Genomic DNA, 13,336 nt, shown 5'->3' on the forward strand with positions numbered 1-13,336 from the left:
TTTGCTGAAGGGTTCTGTCCAGTCTTCGTTTGGTGGCGCTTAAATGGATCCGGGCGGATTCTGACTATGCGGTCAACCATCTCTGTCAAGTTCTGCTATCGGCCCTCTGCCGACCTCTCCTCTCTTTTCGAGGACTTCCGCCTGATGTGCAACGACGCCATTGGAATCGCCCTCAAAGAGAACCCGAAGAATAGGTTTGGGCTCATCGAGTCGGCTTATCCCCGCCTGAAGGAATACGGCCTCCACACCCACTACATCCTCTCTGCCTGCGAGGTGGCCTACTCGGTCTATCGCAACAAGAATCGAAAATCCGACCCGTACATCGAGCAAGCGTTCATCAAGCTGGACAACCAGACCTACACTCTGAACCATCTTCTGCTGAGAATCCCAATCAGGCCAAGAGAATTCGTCCATCTCACGCTCCAAGGTTCCGACTATCACCTCTCCTTCATCGAAGAACCGACTCTCAAGAGGGGTTCTGTGACAATCACTGACCGCACAATCAGTTTGGCCGTCTCGAAAGAGGTTGTCGCCATCGAGCCTCTGGGAAACGTCGGAATCGACGTGAACGAGAGAAACGTCACCGCGTCTGACACTCTCGGCAACACAAAGGTCTATGATACATCTCAGGTAGCGGAGGTCAGAGAGACCTACCGAGCTATCAAGGCGAAGATAGGCCACAGAACCAGACAGGACAGAAGGGTCGGCCAGAGACTCTACTCCAAATACGGCAAGCGCGAGAAGGACAGAACCATCCAAGCCCTCCACAGGGTCTCGAAGGCCATAGTCGAACACGCCCGGAATAACCGTCTTGGAATCAGGATGGAGAAGCTGAAAGGAATCAGGAAGCTGTATCGGAAAGGGAACGGTCAGGGAACATCATACAGAGGAAGGATGAATTCATGGACTTTCCACGAAGTCCAGAGGCAAGTGGAATACAAGGCGGCATGGCTCGGCGTGCCCGTCTCCTACGTCAATCCGAGAGGCACGTCCCGAAACTGTGCAAAATGTCACTCCCGCATGGAGTCGCTTGAGGACAGAAGGATGCTCTGCCCTTGCGGTCGGGTCTGGGATAGGGACGTGAACGCCTCAAGAAACATCATGATGGCCTGCGCGGTTCCGCAGGCTCGGTCACCAAAGGGAAGCAGTGAAGGGGAACGAGACGACGATGGCTCCAATCCTCAGAGCAGATTGGTGGAAGTCAGGTCTTCTTCTTGACCAAACGAAGACTGGACAGAACCTGCTGAAGAAATCTGGGCTGATCCTACCTTAGGGCCAGGTTCTTGGCTTCGAGCTGCTTCTTCATCGCTGCCAGGTCCGTGCTCAGCCCGAAGTAATCTGCAAACCTGGGCGTTGTCTTGTACACCTTGCTCCTGCCGACCCGTTCTCCGACTACGAAACCCACGTCTGCCAGCTCCCTGAGATGCTGGTAGACGTTCGAGGACCGCTTCAACACAAGCTCGCTCGTGTGGATCGGTTGGAAGTAGGCTATGAAGGACAGAGTCCTAGTAGCCCCGAGAGTGAGCAATGGCCTGGTCGCGAACTTCCTGGCGACCTGGGTGTACTCAGCCTTCAGCTGCATCGCGAACCTCGGGCCAGAGTATTCGACCACCTCGACCGCCTTCAGGCTTCCGTTGACAGTCTTTGCTATCTCTCTCGCGACCATCACAGCCTTTCTCTGCGACGTCGTGCCAGCAACCCTGGCCAGTTCCTCTGCGTCGAGGGGTCTTCCGGAAGCGTAGAGCGCGGCCTCCACCTTTGCCGTCATCTCCTTCGACGGCTGCTCTTCCTGGGTTTCACTCAAGCTGGCCCACCGAGACCACCATGGCGTCCTCGTCGGCCTCCCCCTGGTCGATTACGACCTCGCCTCTGTTCGCCGCGAAGAGGAGGAGGATGAAGACGCGAGCGGCGTCGATGGGCTTGAGTCCCTTTATGAGCTCGGAGAGCATTGTCCTGCCGGTGGCTCTGAGCCTGTCGGCCAGGATCTTGCGGAATTCCAGGAGAAGGGCCTGAAGCGAGATGACGTAGTTGTCGAAGTTGGGTGGAGGCAGGTCCCCCATCGGAAGCGGGTTCGCGGCGCCGCTCTCCTGGTCGATTACGATCTGCTCCAGAAGGCGCGCGAGCTCGTCGAACAGCTCCTCGATGTTCGTCGAGTAAACCTCGTACCTGAACGGCATCACGATGAATTGTGGGGGCTCGGTAGCGTCAATCATTCTCCTCTGCGCCCGGAGGCGCTCGAAGAGGAAGAGGCTCTCCACCTTGAGGCGGTATATCGTTGCCGACGACAGGGCGGCGGTGCCCGCTGCCCTCATGTCGACTGTATCAGAGAAGGAAATCGCCTGGAGGAACAGGCCGAGGAGCTCTGATAGGTTGATCTCCCAAGGACTCTTGCGCTTTGCCAGCGACGGGTCGACCAGCATGTTGAGCGGCGGCCTGGACAGGAGCGCCTTGTCACCCACTGCTTACCGGCACCTCCGCTGGCTTGTAATGGACCACTCTCGAAACCCCTCCCGCAGAATAGACACCGTATGTCATGTTGCTCTGGGCGACGAAGACGTCCCTCAGAGTGATGCCCACGATCTGGGCTTCTGATGCCCTGTCCTTCAGGAACTCTGCAAGGTTGCCCGAGTTGACGGCATCCAGCGCAGCGTCAATCTCGTCGAACATGTAGAAGGGGTGCGGCTGGACCTTCTGCATGGCGAGTATGAGGGACACACCCGAGATCGCCTTCTCGCCTCCGCTCAGCGACAGCGATTCCCTCGGGGGGTTGGTTCCGAACCTGGCCTTCAGCATCAGCCCACCTGTGAAGATCTCCTCGGGCCGCTCGAGCTCGAGCCAGGCCTCACCTGCTGTCAGTCTGCTGAAGATGTTCTTGAACTCGGCTGCCACCTTCTCGAATGCACCAGCGAAGACTTTCTTCTTCTCCGCCTCGACGCTTTCGATGAATGAAATAATCGAGTTCCTTTCCTTCTCTAGGTCGTTGTGGCGGACCGAGAGGTTCTTGTAGCTCACGTACATGTCGGAGTACTGCCTGTCGGCGCCCCTGTTCACCGAGCTGACGACTTCCTTGTACTCCACCTCTAGGACCGATAGGAGCGATTCGCTGTTCTCGAAGACCTCAGGTTCTGAAGCGTATCCCATCATCCCGAGGCTGCCCAGTAGTTCGGAGATCCTCTCCTGGGTGGACTCGGCCTGGCTCGCTAGCCCGAAGAGCTCCTTCTGGGTGGAGGCAACCGACTTCGAAATCGAGTCGCGCTCCTCCTTCAACCTCCTGATTTTGCCGTCGAACTCCTCAAGGACTGGCTGGCTCCTCTTGGAGGACTCCAGCACCTTCTGGATCTTGTCGTCCAGTGTCCGCTTCTGTTCTGCAAGCTCCTTTATCCTCTTCGGGGTCTCCATCACGAACTCGCTATTCGCGCGGAAGTCCTCGAGCGAGTTGTTCAGGTCGAGCTCGTTCTCTGCGAGTGCCCTCATGAGGACGTTCTCTAAGTTGTGCTTCTCCCTGGAGTGGTTGAAGTTCACGTCGGAGATCCTGTTCCGTAGGAGGTCGATGTCGGAGGTGAGCGACTGCTTGGATGCCTCCAGCTCGGCGACCATCGAGTCGAGGCCGAGCGACTGGACATCTGCCACCTGCTGCTGAAGGGAAGCGATTGCGCTCATAATCCCCGCTCTCTGTTCTGCGAGCGTCCCCAGCTTCGCCTTGATCCTCTCGACCGCCTTTGCCTGTTTCTGATACTCGGTGTTCAGGTTCCTGAAGTTGCCCCTGTAGCGGCTAGCCATCCTGTTGTAAGTGGCAGCCTCGGCCCTCAGGCTGGCGACCGAGACAGTCCTCTTCACCCTCTCCTTCGTGAGGGTAATCGAGTCTGACTCCATGCTCTGGAGTTCGGACTTCCGCCTTGCAATCGCTCCCTTTAGCTTCCCGACAGCGTCCTCTATCTCACTCATCCCCTCCATGTTGACCAGACCCTCCATCAGGTTCATGAGGACCTCCTGGTAGCCGAAGGTGAACGCCCTCCCCCCCGACTCGAAGGTTTCGCCGTCGAGTGTGACGGCCTTGACCCCTTCCGAGGCCATCATATAGCCGACAGCTTCGGATTCAACGAGCACCGAGTCTCCAGCCAGGAAGTTGACAAGTCCGGAGTAGCGCTCCTCGCACTTCATCGCGTCTGAGAGTGGACCGACGACGCCCGCAGACTTCTCCACTTCCACAGACCTGCATGACTCGACCTCGCTGAGCGGAATCACCGAGAAGATCTTTGCCTCCAGCGTCTTCGCCGCCTTGATGAGCTGTGTCATCGACCGCAGGTCCTCGACTATGAAGGCGCCCATCCACTTGCCCATCACCGCGTTCACCGCCTTGGAGTAGACTGGAGGGTAACTGACCAGCTGACTGAGCCTCCCTACGTAGCCCGGGACTCCACCGCTGGCGCAAAAGTCCTGAAGCTTTGTCTGGCCGAGCCTCTCGCCGGCAAGGCTTTCCGACACCTGACGGAAGGCTTCCTCCTTCGATACCTCCGCCATGGCCTTCTCCAGAATCCTTGATGCCTCTTCTATTGAAGCGAGGAGCCTCGCACGCGTCTGGCTAACCCCAGAGATGTCGGTCTCGATCGCGTCGAGTTCTTTGTTTGAGCTCTCGAAGTGTTCGGAGAGTTCCTTCAAGCTCCGCTCGAACTGTTGCAGAACGCCGGATGTGCTGTCGACCCTCTCCTTCAGTTCGGCCAGCCTCTTCTCCTCCGGTCCGATGCTCGCGCTGAAAGCGTTGATTGAACCGTCGACGGCGCTCATCCTGTCCTTCAGTTCTGATATCCTGGTCTGCGCACGGGCGGTGACCTTTCCCTTCCTCTCAATTGTTCCGCGGAGCGTCTCAGCAGCAGAGAAGAGATCATCGAGCCTGCACTTCAGTTCCAAGTGCTTCGCGTCGAGCCTCTCGAGCTCGGCTTCGAGTTGCCTCGCCGACGCTCTGCTCGCGCTCACGTCCTTCTGTTTTGCAGAGACGGTTTCCTTGAGCTGCGGAATCTGTTCCTGCTCCAACATCCTTACATTCTCCTCGGCCTCCTTCATTCCCGATTCGAGCCCGGCCAGCTCGTTCCTCACGTCTGTCAGCTGGAACTGCAACTCCAGCTGGCTCGAACCCCCGCCCTGGACGACGTCGGCGATGAACTTGTTCTTCTCCGCCTCGACCTGGGCTATCCTTGTCTCGAACGATGTGAACCTTCCGCTGAGGTCGGCCAGCTTTGCGTTCATCTCCTGCTCCTGAGCTTTGAGTGACGAGAACCTCTCCCTGAAGTCGTTCATCTTCCTCGATGTTTGCACGGCCCTGAGCCAGTTAATCTGCGACTCGAGCTGGTTGAACCTAATCATGTCGTTCCTCTGCGACTCGAACGACTCCAGTGTGCTCTTCATCTCGCCGATGCGAGCCATAGCGACCTCCAGCCTTTGGTCAGCCTGACTCAGTTGCTTTTGGGCCTCGGCCTTTCTCTCGTCGAACTTTGCGATGCCCACGACATCCTCGATCAGCCTCCTCTTATCTTCGGGAGTGAGGTCTGCCACCTTCGTCGCCGCGCCTTGGGGGACAATGTTGAGACCGCCGGCTGCGAGGCCGGCGAGGTCCAGGATCTCGGTTAGTGCACCCCTGGTCGTCTTCTTCCCATTCAGGTAGTAGACGTTCTCGCCGTCATCCCTGAGCTCCCTGGTGATTGTCACGAGGTCGGAGTCGAAGGGGACTGCCCTGTCAGAGTTGTCGAGTTGCAGCGTCACCCTGCAGGCGTTTGGCTTCTCCATCCCGGGCGCGGAGTTTTCGCCAGGGTCGAAGATCAGGCCCGTGAGCTTTCCGTTCGCTGCCCTCAGTTGCTTGGGCGAGTTCTCGCCTATGGCGAACATTATTGCGTCTGCGATGTTCGACTTGCCGCTGCCGTTGGGGCCGGTGATGACTGTGAACCCTTTTTCGAAGTTTACGACCATTGCGCGGGGACCGGAGGACTTGAATCCTCTCATCTCTAGCTTTCGAATATACGTCAATGGTCAGATGTTCCCTGCTTGGGGAGAGCTCAGCCAAGGGATATAAGCACTTGGTTCTTAGGGTTGAAAGATGAGCGTATTCGGTAATCGGCGCAAGAAACTGCTTTCCCTTGCCAAGGGGAAGCAGCTTGTCGCCACAAAGCCAAGCAACATCTTCTATCTGACCGACTTCTGGGGAGGGGGGGCAGCTGTGGTGCATGAGGACAGGACGCTCCTCGTAACAAGCGCTCTAGATGCCCAAAGGGCGAAAGAGGTCGGAAAGGAGGTTGAGGTGGTCGTAGTGAAGCGATGGGCTGACCTGCCCCTCAGAGTGGGGAGAGAGCTGGAGAGTGGCAAGGTCTTGGTTGACGACGACAGCCAGTTCCGGAAGGGGAGAAGGTACGGGTGGTCGCCAGGCCTTTTCCTGGAGGCGAGGCGCGTCAAGGACGAGGTAGAAGTTGCGAGGATCAACAATGCCTCCCGCGGGCAGGATAAGGTCTTCGAGGCGCTTGAACGCGAAATAAGACCGGGCAGGACTGAGTGGGAAATAGCGGCAGAGGCGCTGAAAATCGCTACAATGAGCGAATTAACCCAATCTGGCTCCGATTCGGCGTTAAGTCCCATAATCGTAGCTTCGGGGGAGAATGGAGCGCTTCCCCACGGAGAGCTAAGCGAAAGAAGGATAAGGAATGGCGATTTCGTCGTTGCGGATATATTCTTTAGGTCTGAGGGATACAATTCGGATGAAACAAGGACCTTCGCAGTCGGGACCGTCAGCTCAGAGATGAAAGGGCACTACAGGGCCGTTCTCGATGCGCAGGAGAGAGCCTTGGAGACCGTGAAGGAGGGAGCGACATGCGGCGAAGTGAACGAGGCAGCAGTGAAGGCTTTGAGGGTTCATGGAGTCGAGAAGCATCTCACCCACGGAATCGGACATGGCGTCGGAATAGACATACACGAGTTGCCCTCGATCTCAAAGGGCAGCAAGGTGAGGCTGGTTAGGAACGACGTAGTGACAGTCGAACCAGGAGTCTACTTCCCCGGTAGGTACGGCATCAGGATCGAGGACACAGTCAAGGTGGACAAGAAGCCATTTCCGCTGACCCACTACACCAAAGAACTTGTCACAGTGGGGTAGTGCCTCTCCTGCAGTGGTCCCGCCTTCGTGCTGCCGATCTCTAACACATCGACCCTCGGCTTGAGCGCGGACGATGCCAGCGCTGCGGCGACCTTTTCTGCATCCTCTTGGAAAGCAATGGCGTGCATCGCGTGTCCAATCATGTTCTGGCTCGCGTAGGCTGCCCCGGCTGACTTCGCCGTCTTCAATAACGCTCTCACGTCCGCGCGCATCAGGTCCAGTTTGTCGGAGAACCACTCTCCAGACTCGGCAAGACATTCCAACGTTGGGTCTTCCATGACCCTGGACAGAGCCTCCGTGCCGAGCGTGTTGACCTTTGCAACAGCGCTCTCCGACGAGAGCACTTGGTCGTTGCGGAAGGGCGCAAGAGATGCCGTGACCACAATGGCGCCGGCAGGAACCTTGACGTTCCTGAACTTCGCCACTCCTGGGGCGCCAGGCTCGTAGATGACGCCCGCACCCACCCCGTCGTAGGCTGCGGAGACCGTGCCCAGGCCTGTCTGTTGGATTATCTCCGCCGCGTGCGCAAAGTATGCGATCTGCTCCTTTGACAGGTCCAAGCCAAGCAAGGTGGATGTTGCGAATACCGCTGAGATGGCGGAGGCTGCGCTCGCGCCAAAGCCATGACCTATTGGGACCTGCGTGCGTTGTTCGAGCCTCATCTTACCCGGTCTTTTGCCGCTCTTCTCCAGCAGTAGCTGCACTGCTTCCCTTGTAGTCCGTGCGTCATACTTCGCATTGCCGTCTACGATTATGTCCAACGCACGGCCTTTACCCGCACCCACGAGGGTAGCAGAGGTGACAGCGCCCTTGGAGAGGATGTAACCCCCGCCGGTGGCCCCTGCGTGTGAAAGGTCCCTGCTCTTCTGGTCGTAGTGGACTGCGAAGAAGTTCGTTATTGTTGCAGGAGCGAACGCTTCGGCGGTCCTAGCCTTCAGCTCTCTTCGCACTCAGTTTCGACCCCGCGACGACGCTCGTGATGGGCGCAAAGATTAGGACGAGGGCCGCCGCGACTGCGAAGTAGGTGGTAAGGCCGGGCCAGAGGGTCAACGAGCTGGGGGCGAGCACAAAGAATACGACGCCGAGAAGCAGGAAGAGCACGGCGAAAGTTGTGGCAACGGCCGTGCCATTCTTTCCCACACCTGTCGACCAGTCGGGCTCGTATTGGAGGATGCGGGACCTGCCGAATAGTGGGCGGACAGAGCGGATCAACAGTGGTACCCCTATTACGATCGCTGGTATAGAAGTCATGTTCCAGAAGACAGTCAGGCCCAGCACCAAGCCCGCCAGATCGAAGTGAGTAATCAGGTAGTTCACAGGCGTGAAGACTGCCGCCCCGAAGGAGACGACTGCGATGGCAGCGATGAGGTTTCCAAGCGTGACAAACGAGATTGCCCCTGCAATAAAGGCGGGCCAGCTTCTATATCTCTTGACGAACCATCCAAACAAGAGAATCCCGACGAAGTTTGCCGGAACCCCGGCGATGAGGCTGAGGGCGGGGTTTGTGTTTCCCAGTGGTGTGAGGAAGAGCGCGTCCCCCATGAATGTGCCAAGACCCGCGCCCACAGCGACCGGGACCGTCTCGGATACGACAGCGAAGAAAGCAGGAAGGAAGATCCCGATTAGGAGCTGGCCCACACCCCAGGGAGTTGGAATGAAAGCCGTGATCCCCTTGCCTATCGCGTAGAGAACTGCCGTTATCGCGATGATGCTTACCTTGGTCGAAACGTTAGAACTCGCGCTGGGCGGGGATGAGTCCATCGGAACGAGGACGCGCGTTCGATATATCAATATATTCTCTAACATCTATAGAGATATCTAGATAGGACCGTGAGGGCCCACTTGTGGAATCGGTTCTCAATTGCTTGCCGCCGACCGTGAGAGCCGGCCGAGACCCCTGGAATCCAGCCTGTAGACAGACCATTCTGCCAGCCTCTTCGCTCCCAACGCCTCGTAGAACTTCATCGCCCTCCTGTTCCAGTTCAGGACGGACCACTCCATCCTGCCACACCCGCGTCTGGTCGCCTCCTTTACGCACCTCAGGAGGAGGGACCTGCCGATGCCCGAACCCCTGAACTCGTCTAGGACGAAAATGTCTTCGAGGTAGAGCGTCGGCCTTGCCAAGAAGGAAGAATAGGTGTAAAAGTAGAGAGCGTATCCCACTGGCCTGTCATCACGGATAGCCAAGAGGAGGCTGACCCGCTTCCTCTGGAAGATGTCTCTCAGAATTCTTCTTCGCGCGGCTGGGGTCGGAGGCTCGAGCTTCTCGAATCGTGCGAGGGCGACGAGCAGCTGCTGAAATCCTTCCGAGTCGTCTCTGGTGCCTTTTCTTATCGTCACTCGATCATCCAATGCTAAGGTTGTCTTGCATTCGACTAGATAAGCGGGAGGTGAAATACATCTTCGCACCATTGGCTTCGCCTTCCTGAAGATGCCGCTGCGCTTCTCCCGTCATCTATATTACCCGCAAGCGCGACGCAATCACGTTGACGGCGAGGGGACTGATTTTTCACTTGGTGGACGTCTTCGCAGAATCCCCTTATGGCGGCAACGAGCTTGCGGTGGTACGCGACGCGAAACGACTCTCCACCAAAGAGATGCAGAAGATCGCGCGCGAATTCAACTTCTCGGAAACGACGTTTATCACCTCAAGCGAGAACTCGAAGACCAAGGCCGCTCGTCTCTTCAAGGTGAGGATATTCACTCCCTTGCGGGAGCTGCCGTTCGCCGGCCATCCAACACTGGGAACGGCCTATGTGATACAGAAGTTCGTCATTAGGAGACGGGTGCCAGAAATAACATTGGATCTCAAGATCGGGAGGATTCCCGTCACTCTCGTCTACGGTCGGGGCGGAGAATTGGATAAACTCTGGATGAGGCAGGTAGAGCCGACCTTTGGAAAGGAGCAGCTCGCTGCTAGCGAACTCTCCAAGGTCCTTGGAATAGGGTCCGATGACATCGACCCGAGGTTTCCCATCGCGGAAGTTTCGACGGGCGTGCCTTTCATCATCGTCCCATTGCGCAACCTCGGCGCTGTCAGGCGCTGCAGGGTTGACGGGAAGTCATACCGCGAGCTTCTCCAGAGGGTGGGGGAGGAAGGAATACTGGTCTTCTCTCCCGAAGCCCGCGAAACCGGCGACGATCTGAGCGTGCGAGTTTTCGTCGAAGCGTTCGGAATACCTGAAGACGCGGCAACGGGCAGCGGCAACGGCTGTCTGGCGGCTTATCTCTCACACTACAAGTACTTCCGAAGCGAGGAAGTAAACGCCAAGGTCGACCAGGGGCACGAAATCGGAAGGCCCTCCAGGATCTACCTGAAGGCTAGCGAAGAGGGAGGGAAACTTCGAGTCTTAGTAGGAGGACATGTCGAGTCAGTCGGCGTGGGTAAGTTCGGATGAACTCATGAAGCCAGCGGGCCCGGAGGGATTTGAACCCTCGACCCCCAGCTCCGCAGGCTGGTGCCCTGATCCGTGCTAGGCTACGGGCCCAAAGAGAAGCTGAAGGCGAGGCTAGTTATGTTTTGGGGAGAATAGGGCACAACATCAGAGGTAGCGCTCAATCTCCTTTCTCAGGAGTGACCTGTGGCAGCGCGTCTCGTCCTTGTCAGTGCAAAGGAGTGTTACCGTCCCTTTCTTTGACTCTGAGGCCAGCTCCATGAGCACCTCCTCCTTTCCCTTGAGGCTCTTCACGTACCGCGAGGAGAACTCTTCCCAAGTCACCTTCCCTTGCTTCCATTCGTGAATCAGGTCCATGTCCGTGCCAAGCTCCTTCAGCCACTTGTCGACCTTGCCCTTGGATATCCCTCTGGGCCAAGTCCTCATCACAAGGATTCTTTCGCCGTCATCTGGCCCGGGCTTGTCGTAGACCGACTTGGCGGTCTGTATCATGACATCACTCTGACGTGATTCCGGCCTTTATCCGTTGCAAGAGACTGACAAGCATCGCCCCGGTCAGCTTGCCAGTGTTCGTGTTCCTCGGGCTCGGATGGTAGCCAGCGTAAAGCCGCCTGCCTCCTGCAAGCGGATAGGAGGCGCCGTGTATGAAACGCATTCCTGAGACGTCCCTGCCCTTCTTCCTCTCGCTGTCAACGACTGCCCTGAAGGCCATGCTCCCGAGCGCGAGGACCACTTTGGCCCTCTTCAGAAGTGCGAGCTCCGCGTCGAGGTAGCCGCTGCAGTTTGCGAACTCTGCCCCGGTCGGTCTGTCGCCCGGCGGGGCGCACTTGACTGCCGCTGTCACGTAGCACTTGGTGTAGACAAGGCCATCGTCTCTCGACTCCGAGACTGACTGGTTCGCGAAACCTGCAGCGCAGAGCGCCTTGACTAGGAACCTGCCGGAGCCGTCGCCAGTGAAGACGCGGCCAGTCCTGTTCCCTCCGTGGGCGGCAGGGGCCAGTCCGACCACGACAAGTTCAGCCTCAGGGTCGCCGAAGCCCGGGACCGGCCTCCGCCAGTAGCGCTCTCCCCTAAAGGCGGCCCTTGGCGCCACTCCCTCCCTGAAACGGACGAGGCGAGGGCAGGCCCTGCAGGTCACTACCTCCTTTCCCACACCTGAGAGCGAACGAAACGTTGTCCGAAGTGTCAGTTTCATCTCTTCACTGCGTCGAGGAGAGCCTTTCCCACGCTCTTTGGACCCGCGTCCATTACGTACGGACCGAGCCTGGGCCCTCTGTCAGAGCCAACTAGGATTGAGTAGACCGCCGGGAAGAAGTCGCCCGGCTTGAGACCGTGCCCCTTGACTGCCTCGAAGGCCGCGTTCTGGACCTCGTCGGCGTTCTTGGCTGCGACTATCCTCTCTGCGAACTGCTTGATTGCCCTTGAAACGGTAGGGGAGACCTCGACGTGCTCGGGTGTCCTCTTTCCCTCCCTCATGCCCCAGGCCGACGCCCACGAGATCTTTTGCATCAACTCGGGCGACGACTCCTTGACCATCCCGTATGCGACCAACCGCTTCAGGACAAAGTCGTGGACTGATCCTTCTGGGGCGACCGAGGCCAGCTGCGCCATTAGCTTGTACGGGACGTGGACAGGCTTCGCATTCGGCGGCCTCAGCAGCATGGTGTACTCGTACAGTCCCTTGAGCCGGGCGTCCTTCATCTGGTTGGGGTCCCTTGTCTTCGAGAAGTAGTTCTCCTCCAGGTCGTCGAAGTCCTCCACGTATACGGGGAGGTCATCGAGCGAGACGCTCCTGGCTCCGATTATCCTCTTGTACATTAACAGTCTAAGGCTCTCCGGGGACGCGTAGTTCAGCCACTCCTGCGGGGTTACCAGGTTGCCGACCGACTTGGACATCTTCTTACCGCTCTTGTCCTGGAAGAGCTCGTACCTCGCGTGGTGGGGCGGAGGGAACGCGAGGATGTATTCCGCCACCCAGTCGTTGATCTTGACAGAATCGCCGATCTCCTTCCCGTATGCCTCGAACCTGATGTCCAGCGCCGCCCACCTGGCGGCAAACTCCACTTTCCACATCAGCTTGCCGTTGCCCTCAAGGACACTCGCCTCTCCCTCGAAGCCACAACCCTTCAGGAAGCTGGAACCCAGCTTGGTCCCCTCACACCTGTAGCCGACGGTCGCGCGCTTGGCGTCGTACGAATGCGCCTGCGTCGTGTATATCCTGTTGCACTGTTTGCAGACCGGCGTGTACGGCAGGCTCTTCTCGTACTTCGACTGCCCCACCATCTCTTTGATCTTCCTGCCTATTTCGTCTGCCCTCGAGAGGATGACCTTGATCCGCTCGTTCAGCAGCCCCTTCTCGTAGGCCTCGGCACCGCTCTGGAACCTGTACTCTATCCCCAGTTTGTCCATCGCCTCCCTCAGGAGGGAGCCCACGTGCTCGGCGTAGGAACCGTGACAGCCAAAGGGGTCGGGTATGCGTGAGACGGGCTGTGCAATGTAGTCCTTGAGCCACGCCGGGAACCCGGCAGGCACCTTCCTCAGGCCGTCAAAGTCGTCGGAGTATGCGATGAGCTCCGATTTGTAGCCCGCCGTCTCGAGCCCCAGTTTCACCCCGTAGCTCCTGATGGCGTCCCCAACGCTGCCGATATGGGGGATGCCCGAAGCGCCCAGGCCGCTCTCGACCCTCAATAATCCGAGTTTCCTGCCAAGTCTCTCCTCCCTAGCCAACACCTCGGAGGCGACCTTGTCGAGCCACGTGCCCCTGCCAATGATGCTCGGCTCCGCTCTCAAGTCAGGACGAATCTCC

The 13,336-nt window shown here is 58.1% G+C and carries 12 protein-coding genes and 1 tRNA gene; 3 read left to right on the forward strand and 10 right to left on the reverse strand.

Annotated features, from left to right (window positions below; translation table 11 throughout):
* Window positions 1-66 precede the first annotated feature (66 nt).
* Window positions 67-1,218 (forward strand): transposase, encoded by a 1,152-nt coding sequence (locus LYZ69_00305; protein ID MDV3276890.1) that lies wholly within the window; start codon window positions 67-69, stop codon window positions 1,216-1,218.
* Between the two features lie 46 nt (window positions 1,219-1,264).
* Here LYZ69_00305 and LYZ69_00310 read toward each other — a convergent pair whose 3' ends face one another.
* The 3 genes from LYZ69_00310 to LYZ69_00320 are packed head-to-tail and all read right to left on the reverse strand — an operon-like array spanning window position 1,265 to window position 5,994.
* Window positions 1,265-1,804, reverse strand: a complete 540-nt coding sequence (locus tag LYZ69_00310; protein MDV3276891.1) for an SMC-Scp complex subunit ScpB — start codon at window positions 1,802-1,804, stop codon at window positions 1,265-1,267.
* Window positions 1,797-2,459: a hypothetical protein gene (locus LYZ69_00315; GenBank protein ID MDV3276892.1), complete on the reverse strand. Its 663-nt coding sequence runs from the start codon at window positions 2,457-2,459 to the stop codon at window positions 1,797-1,799. Before LYZ69_00315 ends, LYZ69_00310 begins: the two co-directional genes overlap by 8 nt.
* The gene (locus LYZ69_00320; protein ID MDV3276893.1) at window positions 2,452-5,994 is read right to left on the reverse strand and encodes a chromosome segregation protein SMC; all 3,543 of its coding nucleotides are present in this window, start codon (window positions 5,992-5,994) and stop codon (window positions 2,452-2,454) included. Before LYZ69_00320 ends, LYZ69_00315 begins: the two co-directional genes overlap by 8 nt.
* Window positions 5,995-6,088: 94 nt before the next feature.
* Here LYZ69_00320 and LYZ69_00325 point away from each other — a divergent pair, with 94 nt between their 5' ends.
* The gene (locus LYZ69_00325; protein ID MDV3276894.1) at window positions 6,089-7,135 is read left to right on the forward strand and encodes an aminopeptidase P family protein; all 1,047 of its coding nucleotides are present in this window, start codon (window positions 6,089-6,091) and stop codon (window positions 7,133-7,135) included.
* Here LYZ69_00325 and LYZ69_00330 read toward each other — a convergent pair.
* From LYZ69_00330 to LYZ69_00340, 3 genes are all read right to left on the reverse strand, one after another.
* Complete coding sequence (locus LYZ69_00330) at window positions 7,105-8,085, reverse strand: hypothetical protein (GenBank protein ID MDV3276895.1); 981 nt, start codon at window positions 8,083-8,085, stop codon at window positions 7,105-7,107. The genes LYZ69_00325 and LYZ69_00330 overlap by 31 nt on opposite strands.
* Window positions 8,063-8,896 (reverse strand): hypothetical protein, encoded by an 834-nt coding sequence (locus LYZ69_00335; protein ID MDV3276896.1) that lies wholly within the window; start codon window positions 8,894-8,896, stop codon window positions 8,063-8,065. The genes LYZ69_00330 and LYZ69_00335 overlap by 23 nt, the downstream gene beginning before the upstream one ends.
* Window positions 8,897-8,992: 96 nt before the next feature.
* Window positions 8,993-9,487: a GNAT family N-acetyltransferase gene (locus tag LYZ69_00340; protein ID MDV3276897.1), complete on the reverse strand. Its 495-nt coding sequence runs from the start codon at window positions 9,485-9,487 to the stop codon at window positions 8,993-8,995.
* A gap of 134 nt (window positions 9,488-9,621) precedes the next feature.
* Between LYZ69_00340 and LYZ69_00345 the strand changes: the two genes are divergently transcribed.
* A complete protein-coding gene (locus LYZ69_00345; protein MDV3276898.1) occupies window positions 9,622-10,533 on the forward strand; it encodes a PhzF family phenazine biosynthesis protein in 912 nt (303 codons plus the stop codon).
* A 14-nt stretch (window positions 10,534-10,547) separates the two neighbouring features.
* Here LYZ69_00345 and LYZ69_00350 read toward each other — a convergent pair.
* The 4 genes from LYZ69_00350 to lysS all read right to left on the reverse strand — a co-directional run bounded on the left by LYZ69_00350 (window position 10,548) and on the right by lysS (window position 13,320).
* A tRNA-Arg gene (locus LYZ69_00350) sits at window positions 10,548-10,623 on the reverse strand.
* Window positions 10,624-10,677: 54 nt separating this feature from the next.
* Window positions 10,678-11,022 carry a DUF488 family protein gene (locus LYZ69_00355; GenBank protein ID MDV3276899.1) on the reverse strand — a complete coding sequence of 115 codons (345 nt, stop codon included), beginning with the start codon at window positions 11,020-11,022 and terminating at the stop codon, window positions 10,678-10,680.
* Window positions 11,023-11,026: 4 nt separating this feature from the next.
* Window positions 11,027-11,725 (reverse strand): uracil-DNA glycosylase, encoded by a 699-nt coding sequence (locus LYZ69_00360; GenBank protein MDV3276900.1) that lies wholly within the window; start codon window positions 11,723-11,725, stop codon window positions 11,027-11,029.
* Entirely contained in the window at window positions 11,722-13,320 is a 1,599-nt protein-coding gene (gene lysS / locus LYZ69_00365) for a lysine--tRNA ligase (GenBank protein MDV3276901.1), read from the reverse strand. Before lysS ends, LYZ69_00360 begins: the two co-directional genes overlap by 4 nt.
* Window positions 13,321-13,336: the final 16 nt, after the last annotated feature.

It is taken from the genome of Nitrososphaerales archaeon, from assembly GCA_032906765.1.
In the GTDB taxonomy this organism is placed as follows: domain Archaea; phylum Thermoproteota; class Nitrososphaeria; order Nitrososphaerales; family Gagatemarchaeaceae; genus DASPPF01.

Bases quoted from the DNA above. Each gene is read 5' to 3' on its own strand.
- LYZ69_00305 (MDV3276890.1), top strand. From the start codon at position 67: ATGCGGTCAACCATCTCTGTCAAGTTCTGCTATCGGCCCTCTGCCGAC.
- LYZ69_00320 (MDV3276893.1), bottom strand. From the start codon at position 5,994: ATGAGAGGATTCAAGTCCTCCGGTCCCCGCGCAATGGTCGTAAACTTC.
- LYZ69_00325 (MDV3276894.1), top strand. From the start codon at position 6,089: ATGAGCGTATTCGGTAATCGGCGCAAGAAACTGCTTTCCCTTGCCAAG.
- LYZ69_00335 (MDV3276896.1), bottom strand. From the start codon at position 8,896: ATGGACTCATCCCCGCCCAGCGCGAGTTCTAACGTTTCGACCAAGGTA.
- LYZ69_00355 (MDV3276899.1), bottom strand. From the start codon at position 11,022: ATGATACAGACCGCCAAGTCGGTCTACGACAAGCCCGGGCCAGATGAC.
- LYZ69_00360 (MDV3276900.1), bottom strand. From the start codon at position 11,725: ATGAAACTGACACTTCGGACAACGTTTCGTTCGCTCTCAGGTGTGGGA.